The organism is Youngiibacter fragilis 232.1 (genome assembly GCF_000495435.3).
In the GTDB taxonomy this organism is placed as follows: domain Bacteria; phylum Bacillota; class Clostridia; order Clostridiales; family Clostridiaceae; genus Youngiibacter; species Youngiibacter fragilis.
Map to the genome: position 1 here is coordinate 11,425 of NZ_AXUN02000222.1, position 23,219 is coordinate 34,643.

Here is a 23,219-nt window from a genome sequence, read left to right on the forward strand (position 1 = left end):
CTGGAAGTCGCCTGCAACAATGACCTCCGCGTTTGATATCTGCTTTATCTGAACTTTCAGCGTATTACCTTTGAATCAAAAGGAGACGATAATATGCACAAGGTGAGAGGTGACCCTGAAAAAAGACTTCTCATGCTGATTGCAGCCGTATTCACGGCACTGATTATGTTTGGATCGCGCTCTGTATTCGCAAGTGAACTTGGAACTGACCCTTTGCCTGAAGAGACGGCTGTGGTTGAGACTATCCCTGAAGAGACAGCAGTTGAACCTGCACCGGATCCGGTACAGGAGATGCTGCCACCGGAGGAGACGGCACTGGAACCAGCTGCACCGGTAACAGAACCGACAGAACCGGCGCCAACTGAAGAGCTACCACCTGAGGAGACGGCCCTGGAGCCAGCTGACCCGGCAACCGAGCCGGCAGAACCTGCACCCGAAGGTGTCATACCGACGGATGAGGCAGCTGCGCAAGTTGATGCCATGTTGCCTGTAAACGAAGAGATTGTGCCAGCACCGGAAAATCTGACAGAACCTGTCACAGAGCCGGATGCCACAATTGATGAAGCCTTGCCTGCTGAAGAAGCAATGGAGATGCCGGTTGAAACGGCGCCAGTGCCTGAAAGCGGAGCAGGGCTTGATGTGTTTAACGTGGAGGCTACTGAACTGGTGGACCCGGCTGGATATGTATATGATGCGGTAAGCAAGGCGCCTATCACAGGTGCGACGGTGACTCTGTACAAGAAGATAGATGGAGGGACCGGTGAGGGCATATATATCAACTATCTTGATCCGAACCCGCAGGTCACATTGGAAGACGGACACTATTCTTTCTTGGTGGGTGTAGGTGACTACAGGCTTGAAGCGAGCAAGGAGGGTTATGTGGCAGCTTCGGCAGAGTTCACACAGGAGTCCATAATTGAGCTTCCGCTGCGAAGGATCGACTTCTACCTGCTTCCGACGAGCCAGGGATGGATATGCATCGATGGTGATGTGCAGATAAACCAGGACCTGATACTTCCAGGAACAGACATTGACCTGACATCTGCGAATACCGACAACACATTCAAGAGCATAACGCTCCTGGATAACAAGACAATATCAACAAGGGTGCTGGCACCAGGTGAAACGGACCTTATCGGTTCGGAATCCACGGCAAGCTCAGGAGATGTATCGATGACCGCTCCAATCATAACTATCAAGAGCGGGGCAAGGATATTGACGCATACCAATAATGAGTTCCTGGCTGGAGCCATATTGATGACAGCGATGGACACAAAGGAGACTACCATAGCAGATTTCATACCATCAGTCCAGATAGACAAGGCTGAGACGAAGATTGAGATCGGTGAGAACACTGTAATCAGGGGAGGAGATATAACACTAGTTGCAAAGTCTGACAACGAGTACGTATTCCCGGAAAGCGTAACTGAGGCCAGCCTGGTTGAAAAGGCTGTGACTACGGGAATTGACATGCTGCAGGACATAAACCTGCTTGCAGCTGTGGCCGTATCAGATTCTGATGCGTCCATAACTGTGGGAAAAGGTTCTGAAATAAGCGGCAATACCTTTACCGCGACGGCGAAGAGCTACACCAACGCATCCACATCGCCTATAGCGATGGGTGTAGGTGTTTCAGTCGGAGTGGCAAGCTCAAATGCTTATGTAGTAGTACACGGAAGCATAACTACAGAAGGGGACTGCTACCTTAACGCACTATCCGACAATACCCTTCAGGTGGTCGGAAGCGCAAGCGGAATAGGCGGAGTGAGCTTCGCGGTTGCTGTCAGCGTCCTCAATTCTGATGCGACAGTGCATACATCCGATACCTCGACGTTGAATGTCGGGGGAAACCTTACGCTTCTGTCTGAAACTGTAGACAGGAACGTGACGCTGGCAAGGTCCAAGACAGGAGACAGCGGAAAGGTAGGAATGGCAGTCGCAGTCTCATATGAGAATGGGACAACTAATTCTTTGCTTGATGGTAATGCTACAGTTGCAGGGGACATGGAAGTAAGGGCCTATGCGACTAAAGATGCGATTAACATGGACAAGATGTTCGGGCAGATACCTTCAACTTCCGTAGGCGTTTGTGCCCAGACCGGAGTTAATACGACAACATTCGGAAACCTTCTGGATGATTATCAGGGCACTTTGAAGACAATGATAATGGACAAGGCGAAGGTTCTCTTCGGTAAGGTCAAGGACCTTGTGAAGAAGAAATCGGATGAGCAGCAGACCGAAGGTAAGAAGACACAGTCACAGACATCAGCCTTCGAGCTGGCGGCTGCAGTTGCTGTGTACCTTGACATCAATACTGCCACGGCCAGGATAGGACTGCCGCTTGGCACGACGTTTGCGGTAGTGAAGACGATTGGGTCCGCAACAGTAAATGCCATAGCGGAAAGCCAGCCGTATGTCATGGCGTCAGGAGCCATATCAGAGACTGAGAAGACAGCCGAACCCCAGACAGAAGAGGAGAAGAAGACCGAGTTCGCAGGGTCTGCTGCAGTGGCCATAGGCATATTCACGAATAATGCGTATGCTTTCATAGCAGACAACGCATCCGTGGACTCAGCTCATGACCTTGTTGTTAAGGCCGAGTCGCTCAACGACTTCGAATTCATGTGGGGAAAGAACATAATCCAGGAGCTCTACAAGACATACCTTGCACTTGGAGGGTCACCCACATACAAGTCGAGCGAAGGCTGGAAGATGGTCTATACCGGTGATGTAATACTGGTTGACCATGAAAATGCGACAAACGGGACACCGGGTAACTACTACATGTACGTGGCAGAAGTCAAAGATGGCATGGTAGTATACGGACAGACCATGGACCTTAAGGCCATAGACTTCACATCAGGAATGTGGTTCGACCTCGGTTCACTGGAGCAGGTCACTTCAGGGGACGGAGAGGTCAGCGTAAAGACTGGAGATGTGGTTGAGGTTCTTGAGGGTCATGCTGCAGGAGGAGAGGAAGGACATCTTTACAAGTATCTTGGAGAGGTTCCGGCATCAATCAACCTGACCACTGAAAACTATGCCAATGAACTGCTTTGGGAGGACATGGGCGCTGACTGGCAGTACAGGGGCGGTGAGCTTGTAAGGACTTTCAGCACGTACCTTGACAGCTTCGGGTATGACAACAACTTCGTCAACACCTGGACCCAGAGTACGGCAAAGGGTGCGAATGTAAGCATATGCGGAGCGGTATCGGTAATTGACCTGAATGGAACTGCGGAAGCATATATAGGAAGCAATGCGAAGATCAACCAGCTTACAGACACTACTTACAGGACAGGACTTCAGAAGGTATCTGTCAGTTCAATGGTTGTGAACGAGGCGATACATCTTGGCGGAAATATTGAGGTGCCTGGATTGTCAGGAGGCGGCAAGTCCCTGAAGATCAAGGGGTCTATAGGTGGAACCGGAGTTGAGGCTGAGGGCGGAGCCCTTGGAGGTACGGTAATAATAGTAGGATATGACAACGTGTCGACAGCGATAATTGAGGACGGAGTTGTGCTATACGCAGATGCGCTTGATGTTTCGGCTGATACGAGCTCCTTCAGCTTCTCGTTCTCTGCATCAGGCGGAACTGCAGGAACTTTCGCATTCAACGGCACCTTCTCCATAATCGACATCAACAACAAGACGTGGGCGGGCATAGAGAACGGCGCAAGGATAGTCATCGGGGATTACGGTACTCCAAAGACAGAGTCTGTATTAAGGATCCATGCCAAGGATACAAGCTTCATCATAAACCTTACGGGCGGTATCGCAACATCAAACAGCATAGGCATAGGGGCGTCAATAGCAATTGATGAGATTACCAGGGATACAAGAGCTTTCATAGGGAACGAGCTGCTTTCTGCAACGTCTGATGGAAAGCCTGGAGAAGCGGAGTTCACGGTAATCGCAAACGGACCTGTCACCATAGAGGCGAAGAACGACGGATTCATATTCTCACTGGCACTCGCCGCGGCTGTAGTCAAGGAGAAGACGCCTGATCCGAACAAGCCTGCAGAGCCAAAGAGCGAGAGCAAGTTCGGACTGGGTATATCGGCTGAGGTTGTCATAAATGAGATGGGTGACACTGCGGTTGCGTTTATACATGATGCTTCGCTCAAAGGAGTCTCACTTGCAATGAAGGCCGGTAACAGGACGCTCATCATCGGTGCTGGAGGATCGATGTCGATAGTCACCACTAAGGGAACGTCAGTAGGATTGGCAGGGTCGTTTGCCTATAATGACATAACAAACGTAACCAAGTCGCTGACGGACAACTCCAATGTCGTGCTTACAGGAAGCTATGATTCAAGCGCCGACGGAAGCGAGAGGATAATTTCTATCTGCGCCAGCGGTTCAGCGTCCACAAGCTCGAACAGCGCAAGCATTGCAGGGCAGGTAAGCATCAACACCATAGGAAGTCAGACGGCAGCGTCGATAATCAACCTTTCAGATATATCTGCAAACAATGTTATTCTGATGAGCAAGGACAATTCGCTGATTTTCTCGATTGCGGGGGCTCTGGCATACGGTGGCAAGGGAGGAGTAGGAGTATCCATTGCGTTCAATGACGTACCGGCTCTTGGAGGGAGAAATTACACGGCAGCTACAATCGAAGCATCGGATGTCAAGGCCGCGGGCTTCCTTGACATAGATGCGGAGACGAAGGGGAAGATCATAGCGATAACCGCCGCGCTTGGTGCAAGCAAGGAAGGCATGGCAGGTGCCCTGTCAGTTTCAGTAAACACTATCATCGGGGATACGAAGGTGTTTGTTAGCGGGAAGAAGACACTGGGTCAGGATATTGAAGGCGCTGTGACAATGGATGCCATAGATGACTCTTACATATTCTCACTGGCAGGATCGCTTGCAGCATCTGACAAGGCTTCGTTTGGTATCGCATTGTCATATAACGAGATAGATAAGGTCGTCACTGCGTATTTGCTTGATACGAAGCTTGATGCAGCTTCACTTGCGATGAAGTCTTCGTCTGATGCCACAATAGTCAACATAACAGCTGGCGGTGCGGTAGCGAAGACTCTGGCTGCAGGAGGATCCGTATCAGTAAACAACATCGGGGCAGACACTGAGACGTATATCAGGAATTCGGAAGTAGGTACATTGAACAGCATCACACTTGAGGCGAAGGACGACCTGAAGATAGGAGCGATAGCAGGAACGGTTGCAGGAGCAGGAAAGGCGGCTTTCGGATTAGCGATTGCCACGAACAACATAGGGTCAGCTGACAAGCCGACAAACACCAGGAGCTACATAGAGAATTCAAAGGTTGTTTCAACAGGTGGCGGACTTACAGTCAGTGCCATCGCGACTTCGGTCATAAAGAACCTGACAGGAGCAGGAACCATAGCAGGGGACGCAGGTATCAGCGGAGCTGCTTCAATAAACAACATCTATTCACTTATTGAAGCGTTCATCAAGGACTGCGGGACAACAGAGAGATACGTACGGGTCATGGGCGACCTGATCCTGAAGGCAGAAGACCACTCCACAGTAAGTATAATATCAGCGACACTTGCAGTATCAGGAAAGGTTTCAGCAGGCGCAGCAGTGGGAACGGTAAATATCGGCACACTGGCAAAGCCTCATGTCATAAGCGCGAACATCGACAATTCAAAGGCCGAATCAACAGGCGGCAAGGCGGAGCTTACGGCGAAGGCGGATGCAGTGATCTTCAACTTCACTGCTGGTATTGCAGTAGGCGGAAATGCAGGTGCACAGGGTTCAGTATCGGTTAATAATGTAAGGACGAATACCGGAGCTGAGATAAGGAACAATTCCGTAGTGAATGCCAGGACCGGAGTCAGCCTTAAGGCTCATGCAAGCAACAGGGATTCCATACCATCGAGTGCAGTGACAGCGGGAGAACAGGATGGAAACACCGGATCACTTGACATGGAATCAGACGATGATTCGGAGGATGACCGGCGTATAACCACAATACAGTCACTTGCGGGAGCAGTTGCAGGGGGAGGCTCAGGAAGCATAGGAGCAGCGGTTGCAACAAATGATGTAAGGATGAACGTCAATGCAGCTGTAGTATCCTCGACTGTAACTTCTTCAGATGGACAGATCAGTATCGAGGCCATCTCTGAAGCATCTATCGAGACACTGTCAGCAGCCATTGTCGTCTCTAACTATGTATCGGTTGCAGCAGGTGTATCGCTCAACAAGATTGAAAATGACACGAATGCCTATATCAAGGACAGCACCGTAACTGCAAACTATGTTGAGAATGACCCTCAGAAGGTATCAGGAGTGCTGCTTGTTGCGAAGGATACCTCAAGCATAATTGCTGTAGCCGGACAGGTTAACGTGGCGGTATCGGGCGGAGGACTCGGAGCAGCCGCAGCCTTCAATGAGATTTCAAATGAAGTAAGGTCACATGTCGAAAACTCCACCATAACATCAAAGAGCAGCCTGTTACTTGTTGCGGATTCTGATTCTGAAATCAAGGCTATAGCAGCAGGCGGAGGCTTCGGGCTTTATGTCAGCCTTACCGGATCCGTTGCGAAGAACACCATAGCGAACAGCGTATTTGCCAGCATATACAGTTCAACAGTTACCGCTGACAAGGGCGTATACCTTGATTCAGTCAACTCATCAAGCATATCGGCACTGGCAGGGGCACTCAGTACCTCAGCGTATGCAGCTATAGGCGGATCAGTCGCGATAAACAATATCGGGTGCAGATCGGCAGAGGCTGATGACGGATATGTGGAAAATGACAACTCCAATGACAATGGCACAAAGGTAACGCTAAGTGACATAGCGACTGTCGGAACGAAGAGCTGGATAGAGAATTCCAGGATAATATCCGGAAGTATCGTGAAACTGCATGCATCCACCGATTCGATGATTAAGAGCATATCGGCAGCTGGCGGCGGAGCTTTAGTTGCGGTGAACGGGTCCATATCCATGAACAACATCTATATGGATACTGAAAGCTATATCAAGGGCTGCATCGATACGCTAGACCCTGCAGTGAAGCTTGTAAGATCGGAGAATGACATCTGGATCGAGGCATACGATAATTCAGCGGTAAGCGCTATTGCTGGAAATGTCTCAATAGGTGCAGTAGGTGCAGGTGCGGCGGTAAGCACAGTGAACATCGGTGACGGGACCCATGTCAACAGGACAAGGGCATACATAGACAGCTCAAGCGTCACATCAGTAAACGGATCGATAAACCTGAAGGCCCTGACCAATTCCTTCATATTCAACATTGCGGCGGGAGTAAGCATCGGCGGAACGGGAATCCAGGGGTCTGTAGCTGTTAACAACGTTACCGCCAGGACTTCGGCAGAGATAGTAAACGGGTCAAAGGTGACGGCAGAGAACAGCGTAACTCTTATGGCCCTGATTGAAAAGAGGGAGACGATCCCGGCATCAATGCTTCAGGCTGATGGTGGAGAAGAGATGGTCTCAAGCTTCGACGGAAACGCAGATGACGATGACGGGACTGATGAGAAGAAGGAGACATCACACTCGCTGAAGACCATACAATCTATCGCGGGCAGTGTTGCAGGCGGTGGTTCAGCAGGACTCGGTGCTTCAGTTGCAACAAACAACGTGAAGAACACAGTGGAAGCTTCAATAACCAAGTCAGTCGTGAAGTCAATTGCCGGCAACGTCATACTTGAAGCCAAGTCAGAGGCAAGCATAGAGACAGTGTCTGCAGCGATTGCAGGCGGAGGAAGCTATGCATTAGCAGCTGCCGTATCGCTCAACTGGATAAGGAACAGCATTTCAGCATTTGTTTCGGACAGCAGGGTAACCTCAGAGAACGCGTCTGCATATGTAAATGGGGGTACGGTACCTGGAATAACGATCAGTGCCAAGGATACCTCGGTAATAAGGTCTGTTGCCGGGCAGGTAAGCATCGGAGGTTCCGCGCTGGGAGCTGGAGCTGCATACAACGAGATCGGCAGCACTGTGAAGGCCTATGCTGATACATCGTCAGTGCTTACTTCAAAGGGAAGCATCCTTCTGATTGCAAAGTCAGATGCAACCATAGAGACAATAGCGGCAGGAGGAAGCCTGTCATCTGGTGCATCAGTCGCTGGATCGGCTGTCATCAATATCCTCGGGAACGACACTGAAGCTTATATGGACCATTCGACGGCAGATGCGGACGGAAACGTCCATATCCTTGCTGATTCGCAGAATACCATCAATGCATTCGGTGGAGCACTCGCAGGAGGAGCTATTGGAGTCGGTGCGGTTGCAGTTGTCAATGATGTGGAGAACACAACACTTGCCTATAGCTCGCATTCTGACATTAAGGCCAGGGGCAAAAAGGAAGAACTTGACGTCAAGTCATGGGATGAATCTGGAGCAGAGAGCCTCGTGAAGGCAAAGGGTCTGTTCATAGTTGCCGACTGTGATGACAAGGTCACCGTATATTCGGGATCTGTTTCAATCGCAGCAGGAGCCCTTTCCGGACAGCTTTCAGTAACTGTTGTCAGTGATACGACGAAGGCGTATATTGTGGCATCCACGATCAACAGTCTGTCTGAGCCTGGCATGTGGGTAAAGGTAAAGGCCCATCAGGGTACGGACGTGGATGTCAGGGCCGGAGGGCTTACAATCGGCACTGTAGCTGTAGGAGCTGCGGTAGACCATACGAACATAAAGAACACAACATATGCTTACATAGACAAGGATAGTGTCACAAGGTCCGCAGTACACGGACAGGACATCGAGGTCACCACAGACACCCTTGAAGATGTCGATGTTGTGGTTGCAGGCGTGTCATTATCTGCATCGATGTACATATCAGTATCGGTATCTGGTTCGGTTTCAGTAGCACTCGTTGATTGTGACAACAGAGCTTATGTCGCCGATTCTGATGTGACTGCACTTGATAAGCTGTCAATACTCGCGAATGATGTTGCCAATGTCAGTTCAACCTCATATCTCCTCGCTGCGTCAACCTTCGCGGGAGCTGGCGGCACAGTATCAGTGAATACTTTAAAGAGTTCAACCATAGCCGAGTCTAAGGGTGGTAACCTCAAGGCTTACGGAGCAATGGAAATCAGAGCTGCGGCAAGCGATAAGGTCGTGACAGTATTGGGGACAATGGGTGTCGGAGGAGCGGCAGGACTTGCAGGAGCCGTATCGGTCAACACCATAGAAACAACGACCGAGGCAAATGTCATGAAGGGTGCTACAAAAGCCCTGATCAACAAGGATCATACAGGCACGTCACTTCAGACGGTAAAGGTTTCAGCTACGAATACCTCAACAATTGACGGAAAGGGAGGTTCGCTTGGAGCTGGTATAGGAGCAGGAATTGGAGCGACAGTTGATGTCGCTGCAATCAGGAACAGGGTAGTTGCAAGTGTGGGACTTGAAACAGAGATTTATGCATCCGGAGATATTACAATCGAAGCCATTTCAACGAAGCATATCTACTCAAAGGTATCTTCCATGGCTGGAGGACTTCTTGGAGTAAGCGGAGCGGTATCTGTGATAAGCATCGGCGAAGCTATGGACGAGACTGCCGGTGATGAGTTTGCGATCACCAACAAAGATGGTGACAGCCTCATGACCCAGGTATCAGGAGATACAAAGATAGGGTCAATGGGATTAGGAAGCGACGGCACATCGATAAGGGCAGGCTCCATGCTCAGTACGATGGAGGAGCCTGACATAGCGGCTTTAGTCGGAACAGCTGCCAATACCGAAGGAAAGGTGACCGCAGCATTCATAGAAGCTGCAGCGTCATCAGCTGGCAGAGTGGTTGTAAAGGCAGGCGGAAAGCTGACAGTCAAGGCAGACAGCATCGTATCCATTGAAGCTTCCATGGACAACCTGGCACTCGGTGCATATGGAATAGGAGCGGTCGTAGCGGCAGTAAGGACCAACGAAAGGACAAGTGCCTTCATAGGAGACTATGCGGATATACTCGCAGGAAGCCTGCTGATCATGGCGGAATCGGATGAATCTGCACTTGCAGAAGGAAAAGCGGCAACAGGAGGATTCCTTGTCGGGATAACTGCCAACATCGCAGATGTTTCGATAAAGCCAACAGTCAAGGCTTATATAGGAAGCAATGCATATGTGTTCTCCAAGGGTGATGCGGAGATAGCTGCAATTGTTACGCCCAAGGCTTCTGCGGTTGTTCAGGGTACCACGGCATCGGGTGGAGTAAGCGTTGGAGTTTCCAGTTCAACAGCAAAGGCTGAACCTGATGTCAGTGCATGGATCGGGGATTACTCAAGGGTAATGGCAGGAACAATATTCCTGAATGGAAATCCGAATCTGAAGTTCTCAAGCTCGGCGATAATGTCTGAGGAAGGGACGCTGACATTCAAGGACAACTATGTTGAGACAACAGGGACAATGACCTTTGCCCAGGATGCGGTGAACGGGGATACCATAACAAGGTCTTCAGGAAGCTGGATAGCAGATGGCTACAAGGCTGAAGACGGCATCGTAGTCGTCAGGGGAACACAAACCACGCAGTACATCATACACTCGCTGACGGCAGAAACACTTACTTTAGTTGAAAAAGGCGCGGTAGCGGCAGGTGCTGAAGATAACGTCAAGGTCTATTCGGACAGGCCGGACACCATAACAAGAAGCGTCGGCAGCTGGGGGACCGATGGATTCGAAGCCGGGCAGGCAATTGTGGTTGCTGGGTCATCGCTTAACAACGGGGCCTATGAGATCAGGGAAGTCACTGAAACAGAGCTTATCCTCATGCAGAACTACGGACTCAAGTACGAGGTAAATGCGGGAGCATCGGTGACAGCGGACACGAACGACAGGATAAGAAGAGGCTCAGGAAACTGGTATGGCGACGGCTTCAGGGCAGGTCAGGAGATAAGGGTATCGGGAACTGCATCAAACGATGGGACATATATCATCGAATCAGTATCATCGGATGGCAAGTACCTTGTGCTTCAATCGAAGGACAGGCTTACAGTTGAGGTAACCGCAGCGGCTGCATTTGTGGTAGTCGATCCAGAAGAAATAAAGCCTCAGCTTACTGTAAGCGCGATAGTACTGTTACCGGACAATGGAAGCGGCATTACGGCAAACGCTGACGCCAAGGCAAGCAGCGGAGCTCTTCTGATCGGTGTCTCAAGCACAGATGCACTGGCATCGACGACCAGCTTGGTTAATGCCTATACAGGAACCGGAGTAAGGGTCGATGCTGCAGGGATAGCTGAAATCAATGCCTATGCATATACCAGCCAGAAGGCCATAGGCACCTCCAATACCGGAGGTATTGTGGCAAAAGGCGGAAACACTGCAAGGGCGGAGTCAACTGGTACGATCAGTGCATACACTGGAACCGGACTCAGGATAGCTGCGGACGAACTGAGGATAACCGCTTTCGGAGACGAGAAGAACCTTTCTGATTCAACAGCCGGAACAGGAGGACTTGTGGCCGGGTCAGCTGCAAAGGCAGAGACTTCAAGCACAAGCACTACCAGGGCGGAGATAGGAAACAGCGCTGAAAGGATCAGCCTCATAGGGCTTCTCATCTATGCTGACCATACATCAAGGTTTGACGGAAAGGTGGACAGCACAAGCGCATCCCTTTTAGGTTTCAGCGGAGCAGAGGCCATAAACAGCGTGAATGCAGGGGTAACCATTAAGATAGGTGACGTCACCATACCTGCATACAACATAGTTGCAACAGCCATAAACAGCTCTTCCAAAGATTACATAGGCGGATCGTACAATGCGTGGTCAGGGTCCGGCGGAGGCCTTGTGGATGTTCCGGCAACCAGAAGCCTGAGCACCATAATCCACACCACTGGAATCGAGGTAGCTGATGGAGCAAGCCTGGAGGTAATTGGTGACAAGTATTATCCGGGAAGCCTGGCACTTTCAGCGCTTAACAGCGTATACGCGAGAGACAAGGTAAGGCTTGTAAGCAGTGGAGCAATAGCACTTGCCAAGGCAAGCTCGAAGGTCGAGACAATTGCGCTGACTGCATATGTGACTGTAGGGAATGCTGACCTGAAGAGCGTAGGGGACATTGACCTTTCTGCAAGGACAATGGCTGACATGATTACTGACACATTCGTGCACACATCAGGTGGAGCAGGTGCCGCACAGGGAGATTCCAGGTCCTTTGTCAAAGCGGTTAACACAATAACGCTTAACAGCGGGGCTGACCTCTTCTCAGAAGGAGAAGTCAATCTGCTTGCTGGAGCTAACAGCAGCGGAGAAGTAAATACCTATAACCTGAAGTCAATGACATACCTTGAGAACTATACGGCATTTCCTGTAAATACGAATCCTGATGCGGTAGCTGGCTTCGACCAGACAAACAACGTCACGGTGAATTCCGGAGCGCTGGTAAAGGCTGTGAAGGATGCGAACCTTATTGGTGAGACAGGCATTACGATACTTGAGAGCCGTGGAACAGGTAAGGATTACTACAGGAGCGCGATAGGAGCTGAGATACGCTATGAGAGCACACCTATGGCAAGTACCGGAACGATCAGGGCAGACGGAGAGATCCATGTTGGAATCAGGAACAAGCAGAGGTTAATATTTGACTCGGAAGGGAATGTCACTGAAAAGTCCGACGGGATCACATTCACAAAGACAAGGGAGCTTCTCTCAGCAAGCATCATCGCTGAGCTTGAAAGGCTGCAGCTCCTTAAGGAGCAGTATGCCGGAACTGAAGCAGGGTCAGCGTTCGCGCAGGAGCTTGACTTCAGGCTTGCAGAGCTGACCCAGCAGGGCTACACGGTGGTAATCACAACAAGTGGCAGCTATACCTATTACTCTATCGACCTTGATGTCTATGTGGACGTAATAAGGGTTGATGACATCTGGGCACAGTCGTCGAACATCAACGTTATCGGGACAAGCTTCATTGGTACAGGAAAGCTCTCTGCACCTGGGGATGCTGAGATAATCATTCAGAATTCAGGTCCTGCATTCCTCATAGTGAACAGGCTTACTATTCCTGAGACTGAGGGCGGATACATAAGGTTCAACGGAACTAATGTGACTGGCACGACGCCGGCAGAATTCAACCTGAACCTCAACAACCTGAACAGGATCAAGGCAGCGGCATTCACAGCGGTAACAAGCAATGCTACATCGGCGGCTCCGAAGATCAATGTGGTGAGTTCCTACAACGGGTCCCTCAGGAAGCCTGACATAACGCTCCTGGGGACAATAAGCAACATAGGTGTTCCTCCGAGATTCGGTGATGTGCTTATAACCAGCACCGGAAGCGTATACGTAAGGTCAGACATCAATGCAGGGACACTTAACATAAGTGCTTCAGCAAGCATGGTGCAGAGCTACAAGGATACGTTCATAAATGTCGGGGGAGAGGTAAGGGTCCATTACAGCAGCATGGCGACGCGTCAGCAGAACATAACAAACTCAAGGCTTGCAAATATGCTGATACCGATAAGCTATCCTCAGGGATACGCTGCAGACTCTCCTGAAAGGACGATAATGAACAGTCTCCTTGCAGGGATACTTTCAGTTGCGAACAGGCAGGACGCTAAGCTCAGCGAGCTCAGGGCAGCGAACATATTCATAGCTGCAAGGTACCTGAACGTCAACGGGCTCATCGAGGCGGGACACGCGACACAGAGCGCTTACCTTGCAGGATCGATAGATGCCAAGATCCAAACCTACAAGAACGGCGGGCTCCTGTCAAGGAACTACCTTGATTACCCGCTGGTGCAGATTTCGGACATGAAGTTCTACTATGATCCGGTGAATGACAGGATACTTCTTGATGATGTCAGTGTCAGAGGCGGATACGTGGAACTGTTCGGTCAGATAATATCAACAGGTACTGGAAGGATCAAGGCGCTTGACGGCTTCGGAACAATCAGCGTCGTGAACGAAACTCTATACAGTCTGGCGATAAAGGCACTTGATGTAGGAATAGGAAGCCACGGAACCATCAAGATAACGGACACGTCGAAACAGACCAAGATTGGCGGTTACACTTACTACCAGATCACCAAGTACACAAGGGCATACGACACAGGAACAGGCAAGTACACAGTCACAGTAAAGACGTGGTGGTCGAATACCAGTGAGGACGCAGCGACAACAGTCATTACGAACATCGCAGATGCAAGTACAACAAGCTATCAGCCAACTGTCGGATACAGGTATGTATATGTGCTCGGCCAGGATTCAGGAATAAAGGAAACCTACACATACGCCACATCATCCTGGGCAGGGATAGACTGGCTGGCAAAGGACCCTGGATCTCTGTACAGCTACGTTTACCAGACTTACGGGACTCCGGTTCCGCTGGAAAACGGCGAATATCTGGATTTTGACACGGCAAACAGCAGCGTACCGTACATGTACTGGTATGAGTCGATCACCCAGAGTTCAAGGATTGAGGTATCGAGAAGACAATGGACAACGTCCGGAGGATTCCTGGGGCTCAAGAAGACATACTGGACTGAGGTTATTTACAGGACATACGTGAAGAACGTCCACTATAACAGCGTAAAGGCGGATTACCCGATAGCCATAGAGTTTGCAGGCGGCCTTGCAGGAAACATAAGCATAGTGTCTGATGAGGATATTGTGATCATGGGACCTGTGACCAATGTGCTTGGAACAACAAAGCTGGAAGCAGGTGGAAGCATAACACAGACATCAACCACGGCGATAGCATCCAGGGATATTGAGCTTCTGGCCGGAACCGGAATAGGAAACGGGCAGAGCGTACATGTTGAGCTTAAGGGTGGAAACCTGAAGGCCGTAACGGACGAGGGCGACATCAGCATCCTGGAAATCACGGGAACACTTAAGATTGCTGAAGTTTCAACCGGAGACGGGAAAGTATGGCTTACAGCTCAGACAGGAATTGTCGCAGCATCATCGGAGACTTTGGTGAAGGGCGACTTCATCAGCCTTAACGCAGGTTCCGGAGGCATCGGTTCAGGTACGGCTCTGAGAGTTGATACCGGTACTGAAGCTGGAAGCGGAATGATTGCTAAGGCGGAAGGAAGCATCAACCTGAAGGAAATCGATGGGGACATGTTCATACTGGGTATTTTGTCGAAGAGTGGAAATGTAAGCATCGAAGCTGTATCTGGAAGCCTTGCGGACGGAGACGAGACGGAGAAGCAGGGTGATAATGAGGGTGTGCTGGTGGTACTGAGGGACAACGTGACTGCAGGAAACCTCATGGACCAGTGGACAGCGGCAGGAATAACCGCCAGCTCGGACAGCAAGTACACTCCTTCTGAGATTTCAACTCTACTAGCTTACGCGCTCCATAAGAGGCTTACGGATACTGAATACAGGTATGAGCTGGTCAACATAAGCGGTCAGGACATCACACTTAAGGCAGCGGACGGGATCGGTAACCTGAGGACCGCAAGGATTGACTTCAATGAGGGAAAGGCACTGCTTACTGAGGAGACAATGCTGATGCTGGCAGCGGCGGAGCGAGGAGACGTCAGGTTCTATGATGCCAATGATGATGAGGTTGCAAGTGAAAGCGCAAGTACAGCCTATATCATAATAACCATCCATGACGACCTTGACATCATATCGACAGGAAAACTGACAGTCATCGCAGGCGGTGACAGCTGCATAGGCTCTGAAGAGGACATAAGGATCATGACGATGACCGGGCAGGATACAAGGATAAGGAGCGCAAAGGGAATCCAAAGCGCACTTGGTACAGCTGGTCAGAACATAGTCTGCGGAAGCCTTGTAATTGAAGCCGGAAATGGAGACATAGGAACGGAAGCAAAGCCGATTGGAGTCACTGCAGTTTCTGCAGGTACTGAGAGGCTTGCAGCAAGGAGCAGTGGAAACATTTGGCTGAAGGGCATCGAATCAGGAGCAGATAACGGATCGTTCAACCTTGACTTCATCTATACGCCGGGTAGTGTAAATATCAATGCGGATGGATGGATAAAGGATGCGATCAGTGATGGAAATGAGAAGATAGTCGGGCAGTCACTTGTAATTTATGCAGACTCGGTTGGTGAAGCCGGAGGAACGCTCGAGACTGACCTTCTTTCCGGCAACATGGAAATCCATGCGGCAAACGGCGGCATCTACGTTGAGGAGCTTAATGGCGGCATCAACGCACTTGTCATCGGAACCAGCACTGGAGATGTAATGCTGAAGGCTGAGGGATCGATCCTTGATGTTCAGGCTGAAAATGGAACCAAGTCATCAAACATACTTGGAAGGAACATTAAACTGACAGCGACAAACGGATCAATAGGAACCGCGGGCAACCATCTTGAGATAGACTCCGCAAACGGCGGAGCAGGCAGGCTTGATGCAGATTCAAAGCTTGACATGTTCATTGACGAGCTAACCGGAAGCCTCAGCCTCGGAAAGCTAAGAAGCGACTCCAGGATATTCATATCAGCTCCTGGTGCCATAGTGAATGCAATAGGCCTTACCTCCGGCTGCAATGCTGAGGGGCTTAGCCTTAGCTTCGCAGCAGGCGGATCAGCAGGTACGGAAGCAGCCCCGATACTTATGAAAGTATCTGAGCTTGCAGGAGATGCTGCAGGGGATGTATGGATAATCAATGACGGCGCACTGACAGTTAAAGGAATTGAAGACGGAAAGAGAGGAATCGATGCTGACGAAAAGGTCCAGATCACGGTACGAAGCCCGTTCACACTTGAGAGCTACATCTTCAGTGCAGGAGATACCATAATAAGGACAAATGACAGCGCATCAGGTGATGGCATCACAATAGCTGCACTTGCTGTAATAGACTCTGAGGGAAGGGTTGTCCTCCTGTCAGGAGACGACATCCATATCCTGAAGACAAGCAAAATTGAAGCTGTCGGCGAGGTAGTGCTTTTCGGAGACTTCAATGGAGAGGGATACACAGCAGCTGCATACAGCTATACAGGAGATCCTGACAAGGGTACAGGAGCAGCCATCGAGATACTTGAGCTTCCAAAAGCGCCTTCAATAAAGGTATATGGCGGAGACGACAATGATTCGTTCATACTTACGGTTGACGAAGCATCTGGAGCCATCAGCATGTACGGCAAGGGCGGAAGCGACAGCTTCACGATCAACAGACTGCCATCGCTAAAATCCAAAACTGATGGCATTCTTCAGGATACGCTGACACTTGACGGTGAAGGCGGAGCTGACACCTACACAATAAATATCAACAATGGTCAGGATGTCCACAACATCATAAACGTATGGGATACTGGAACAGATTCAGGGGATGACAAAATGTACATCTTCGGAACAGAAGACCCTGATGTATTCCTGCTTAGGGAGAAGTTCATAGCTATCCTGCATGCTGATGGTGTCGGATATACCGAATGGTTCGAGAGGATCAACTATGATAATAGGATTGAGGCTCTTGAAATCAGTACACTTGGAGGAGATGACAGGTTCTACAGCGATGACAACAGCGCGTTTACAAAGATCTACAGCGGAGCCGGAGATGACTTCTTCCAGGTAGGCCAGATGTTCGCTACTGACAGGGTGGTCGGAGATGAATCCGGTATCCTCGACGGAGACCAGATAAAGACGGTCCATACGACAAGAGGGTACCTGACACCTGGAAACAGCTTTGACATGGAGCTTTATGGTGGTGACGGGAATGATTCATTCTCCGTTTATGCCAATATGAAGCCTCTGAGACTGGAAGGGGAAGACGGCAACGACAGGTTCATACTGAGAGCGTTCGCTTTGGCAGATCCAGATGAGCCTGGTCAGGCTCTGATGAATGTAGATGCAGGGACGGGTGATGACTACATAGAGTACAACATCAATGCACCTGTGACGATCAACGGAGGCGACGGATACGACACGGTAATAGCTGTAGGAACAGAGTTTGCAGATGTCTTCATAGTGACAAGCAACGGAATATGCGGTGCAGGACTGAACATAACAATCGAGGGAGCGGAGGAAAGCTTCGAGGCATATGGCATGGAGGGTGACGACATATTCCACGTGCAGAGCACAAGGACAGGTATGGTTACAAGGCTTGTAGGGGGACTTGGATCCGATGTTTTCAACCTGATGGGGGATGTGACAGAACATGTTTCCAGCACAGGTGCGATACTTAAGATAGTTCCTCACAACCTCAACACCATACAGGGACCGCTGTACTTAGAAGGTTTCAACTATGACGGAGCTCCTGATTTCACGCTTAAGAGCGGAGTGGGACTCCCGTATGAGATTAGCCTTAAATTGGAAGATCCGGAATTTACTGCGGTAGATGAGAACGCCATGAAGGACAGGCTGTATGCATTCAATGACGGAACAACTTTAGGAACTACAGCAACACTGACAGCAGATAATCTCTCAGGCCTTGGCATGGGAGGAAGTCTGACATTCAATGAAGGAACTGAACTGGAGCCTGTATGGTTTACGTACAATGGCGGAGTCACTTACACAAGCCTCGAAATCGTGGAGATAATGCTTGGAAGCGGCATCGACAACTTTACCATAACTGATACTGCAGCAGGAACAATGACTGCAGTCCACGGTGGTGGAGGAGAAGATACCATGACAATCAATGGGAATTCGGGACCGCTTGTAGTGTACGGTGACACCTCGGAAGACGGCTCAAGATACAGCGGAACGCTGGATGAAGTTGATGAAGATATGGCAAATGCATTTGATAATCCTGGCATCGACACAATCGACGCAAGTCTTTCATCACACGGACTTACAATATATGGAGGACCTGGAAATGACATAATACATGGCAGCCAGGGACCGGACAACATTGCAGGAGGATCCGGCGCTGATGAAATTTACGGCGAAGAAGGGAACGATATAATCTTTGGAGATTCCGGGATTAATGCAGACCTTGAGGAAAGGACATTCACTGTTATTACAACTGAAACAGCTTCTGGTGATACCCTGAATGGTGGCGCAGGTAATAACATAATATTCGGAGACCATGGCTACATCACATACGATGGTATGGCACAGGGTATTCACAAGGTATCAGGACCAGGAACGATAGTAAGGATAGAATCAACAAGCATAGATAATGGCGGAGACGACATCATGACAGGTGGCGATGACGCAGAGATCCTTATAGGCGGGCCTGGAGCTGATAAGATCTACGGCAACGGCGGAGACGACGTAATGCTTGGAGACCATGGAAGGACAACACTCACAGAAATGCTTGTGACCATAGAATCGCATGTGGAAATTGATGGCGATGTTGATATCATGACAGGAGACCTGGGAGCAGATATCATGATGGGCGGAACCGGAGGAGACGACATGACTGGTGGTGCGGGCAGCAATGTGATGATAGGAGACCATGGAACAATAAGCAGGGCAGCATCAGCTGGAGAAAAGGTGTTCGGAACAGCTGGAGTCCAGAGCATTATGACAAGCCTTGAAGAAGACGGAGGAGACGACATCATAGCAGGTGGCGATGACGACGACGTACTGATGGGAGGAAGTGGAACAGATACTATTTTCGGGAATGCCGGTGATGACTTCATAGCTGGTGACAACGTTTCACTCGACATATCAAATGAAGACACTGCAGGAAACAGGTACAGAGCTGCGGCAGGACCGGTATACCTTGCTGATGGAAGAGTAAACGTCGGAGGAATGTTGGGTTATCCTGGAGATGCTCCATTCTGGTTCGGATTCGGCATAGAGCTTAACCACCTTGGTAATGCAGGAAATGACGACATCAATGGTGGGGCAGGCGAAGACATGATCTTCGGACAGGATGGAAATGACAACATCGATGGAGACCTTGATGATGACTACATTGAGGGAGGTTCCGGAGCAGATACCATTTATGGAGGACCGGGGCAGGATGACATAATCGGAGGAAGTTCAGATATGTTTGGATATGAACTGGCTGAAGAGAGGTCGGATGGTTCTGACACCATATTTGGAGGAGAAGGTACCGATACTGGCAGAAACACCTATGGGGATGGAACCCATGCAAATGATGCGGATGTAATCCTTGGAGACAACGGAAACATCTACAGGCTGGTGGATGATTATGGTTACCTTACATACGGCTATGACACTTATGAAGAAATCAGAAATCTGATCCCAAGGGTAGCTAAGCTTCTTGACTATACTCCGGGGGGACCTGACTATTACAGTGCAGCCTCAGGGGATATTGGAGATGCGGATACCATCCATGGAGAAGGCGGAGATGACACGATCTACGGTATGAAAGGTAATGATATCCTTTATGGAGATGCCGGGGATGATGATATCATCGGAGGCTGGGGCCATGACTGGATCTCAGGTGGAACCGGCGATGACGGGGTGCTTGGGGATGACGGAAGAATCTGCACATCAAGAAATGGGATAGAGGAGCCTCTTTATGGCATCGGAGTGAATGCAGAGCTGTATATCGAGGGAACCAAGTCGATGACAGCCACCATATACAAGACCGGTGCGATAAACAAGACGGCAAATCTGTATCCGTTCAATGTGGATGTCCAGAAGGATCCTTTCTATGACCCACAGCATGCGGACGATATAATCTACGGCGGACTGGGGAACGACTTCCTGCATGGAGGTTCAGGAGACGACGCCATATCAGGAGCAGAAGCGCTTGAGGCATTCTACTATGCACCTTCAAATATTGGAAATGTCCTGGGATATGATGCAAAGACAACACTGTTCGCTGCATACAATCCAAAGGCTCCGATGGCAAGGGTCATGGTGGATCAGACTGGTAAGTTTGTACTGACTGGCGGGACGGAGTTCCTGATGAACTTTGATACAAGTGAACCTGATGGCAACGACATGATATTCGGTGACCTTGGAAACGACTGGCTGGTAGGAGGGCCTGGAATGGACTGGATGTTCGGAGGTTTAGGGGATGATCTCCTGAATGCCGATGACGACCACAATCCAATGACTGACAACACCGAGGTAGACTTCGCACCAACCGATGATCCAACGTACTATGACGACATACTGTTCGGAGGCGGAGGAAGGGACATCCTCATAGCAAGCTCTACAGGAGACGTGATGGTTGATTGGACAGGAGAATATAACAGCTATGTGGTTCCGACATCCAACTTTGGACCGGGGACAGTCATAAGGTACAGCACCAAGGACATCGTCAAGTTCCTCTATGACTTGTCTGAAGGCGCAGGAGCCGACACTGACGCAGGTACATACATAACGGGGACAGACCCTGCAAGAAACAGCGAGCCATATGGTGAGTTAGGCCTTGTATTGACAGGCGACCCGTTTGCAAAGGACCTGGTAGGTGCCCCTAGGGATCCTCAGCCTGGAAACAAGGGAGGAAAGAAGTAACTATAAACTGACTCTGCTGCTCCCGTGACAGCTTTTGCTGCTGCGGGAGCAGTCACTTTTTTCTGGGATTCATGAAAATCACAAACACATGTGATGGTACATGGGACAGGATGATATAATATAGGTGCGGGGGAGTGCTTCTATAGCAGGATTGAGGGGGCGGAAAAGTTGATTTTAGAAGATCTGAAGGCTTTTGCAGAGCGTCTTGACAGGGCGTACTTCATCGACAATGAATACAAGCAGTATGCTGACTATGACCAGCCTCTTCCCATAGGCTACGAGCAGACAATATCGCAGCCAAGCCTGGTGCTTCAGATGACCTGGATCCTTTCGCCTGACAAGGGCTGCAAAGTTCTTGAGATCGGTACGGGATCAGGCTACCAGACGGCGCTGCTCGCTGAATTCTCAGGCGAGGTATATACGGTTGAACGGATAAGGGAACTGGCTGAAAAGGCGAAGAGCAGGCTTGAAGGACTTGGCTACACCAACATATCCTTCATGACAGGGGATGGAAGTGTCGGATGGGAAGAGCATGCACCTTTTGACAGGATAATGGTGACAGCTGCAGCTGCAGAGTTGCCAAGGGAGCTTCTTAGGCAGCTTGCCGCAGGAGGCAGGATGGTTATCCCGGTTGGTCCGAGAGGGTGCCAGGACCTGCTTCTGATCGAGAAGGACACCAACGGCGAAATATACTCAAGGACCATAGAGGAAGTGGTGTTCGTGGAACTCAAGGGCAAATACGGATGGAGTGCATCCGGCAAATAATTTTTTGGAGGGACTTATGAGGTATCTGGTGATTGGAGCAGGCGGAACCGGTGGAAGCATCGCAGCCTACATGAACGAAGCGGGCAGGGATGTAACTGTGATTGCGAGAGGAAGGCATCTTGAGGCAATAAAGGATAAAGGCCTCAGGATGGAGACACCCGACAGGGGCAGCTTCCTGTCGAAGCCGAAGGCTTCTGACATGGAGAATTACAGCGAGAGGCCTGATGCCATTTTCGTCTGTGTGAAGGGATATTCACTAGAGGAATCCATCCCTTTCATTAGGAAGGTTTCAGGACCTGACACTGTGGTGATTCCTATACTTAACATATATGGAACCGGAGGAAGGATGCAGGAGAAGCTTCCGGGTGTGCTGGTGACTGATGGCTGCATATACATAGCTGCTGAAATATCAGAGCCTGGAACAATAATAAAGAAGAGCGACGGGATAAAGGTCGTTTTCGGGACAAGGAAGCCTGAGGAGTACAGGGATGTCCTGAAGGTGATCAGGGCTGACCTTGAGGAAAGCGGAATCATTTCCATGCTTTCCGACAATATCACAAGGGACACTTTCCAGAAGTTCGCATTCATATCCCCCTTCGCGGCATGCGGTGCATACTATGATGTTGCTGCTGAAGAGCTCCAGAAGGACGGAGTCAGTAGGGACATGTTCGCAGCCCTCACCAAGGAAGTGCTTTCCATAGCCGAAGGCATGGGCATCACATTCGGTTCGGACATCGTGAAGTCAAACCTTGACTTCATAGACAGCCTGAGTCCTTCAGCAACTGCATCCATGCAAAGGGACCTGAAGAAGGGCGGCGACTCTGAAATTGACGGACTTGTCTTTGAAGTTGTCAGGATGGGCAGAACGCTGGGTGTTGATGTTCCGGAATATGTGAAGGTCTCGGCAAAATTCGGGTTCGGTATCTGACAGATAAGGTATTCTGAAAGATTATCAGGACAAAGAAAAGGATCCCCAGGCGGTACGCCATCTGAGGATCCTTTTTATATGAAATGGTAGTGTATTTTAATTTGTGTTTATACATGACTTAAGATATTAACAAGAGTGAGAATAGGAACAGGACAATAGAGCTGAGACATGCTCAGGCACCATATCGAAAATCGATTCTCTGGATTTACAATACGCGCATTCCAAATAGACTGTCAACTTACGTTCAATGGCATTAAGTTAA

General features: G+C 49.9%; 3 protein-coding genes. All 3 read left to right on the plus strand.

The window, feature by feature from the left end; genetic code table 11:
- Positions 1-93 precede the first annotated feature (93 nt).
- The 3 genes from T472_RS17535 (at position 94) to T472_RS17545 (ending at position 22,957) form a co-directional block, all read left to right on the plus strand.
- Positions 94-21,264: a calcium-binding protein gene (locus T472_RS17535; protein WP_023383450.1), complete on the plus strand. Its 21,171-nt coding sequence runs from the start codon at positions 94-96 to the stop codon at positions 21,262-21,264.
- 168 nt (positions 21,265-21,432) lie between these two features.
- Positions 21,433-22,029 carry a protein-L-isoaspartate(D-aspartate) O-methyltransferase gene (locus T472_RS17540; RefSeq protein WP_023383449.1) on the plus strand — a complete coding sequence of 199 codons (597 nt, stop codon included), beginning with the start codon at positions 21,433-21,435 and terminating at the stop codon, positions 22,027-22,029.
- 16 nt (positions 22,030-22,045) lie between these two features.
- Positions 22,046-22,957 (plus strand): ketopantoate reductase family protein, encoded by a 912-nt coding sequence (locus T472_RS17545; protein ID WP_023383448.1) that lies wholly within the window; start codon positions 22,046-22,048, stop codon positions 22,955-22,957.
- Positions 22,958-23,219: the final 262 nt, after the last annotated feature.